This is a genomic window from Oceanobacillus saliphilus, from assembly GCF_023522835.1.
Classification (GTDB): Bacteria; Bacillota; Bacilli; order Bacillales; family Amphibacillaceae; genus Oceanobacillus; species Oceanobacillus saliphilus.
Window position 1 is genome coordinate 1 of the sequence record NZ_JALCZU010000154.1, and the last position, 268, is coordinate 268.

Below are 268 nucleotides of genomic sequence, written 5' to 3' on the forward strand. Positions count from 1 at the left end.
CCGCATTTTTAGTTGTTGTGGGCAACTTGTTGGCAGATATCTCATATGCGTTGGTTGATCCACGCGTTAGGAGGTAGTCATGCAACGTATAAAACGCTTATTAACGCAACGACCTAGTTACTTTATTTGGATTGGCATTATGGTCTTGCTCGTGATATTGACCATTTTCGCACCATTATTGCCACTTCATCCGAATGCCGTGGACGTGGCGAACATGTCACAAGGTCCAACACTGCAGCATTGGTTTGGGACGGACGATTTAGGGCGT

The 268-nt window shown here is 45.9% G+C and carries 1 pseudogene; it reads left to right on the plus strand.

Going from position 1 to position 268, the window contains the following annotated elements:
• Positions 1-79: 79 nt before the first annotated feature.
• Positions 80-268 (plus strand): annotated as a pseudogene (locus tag MN204_RS20765) (ABC transporter permease); the annotation flags it as partial.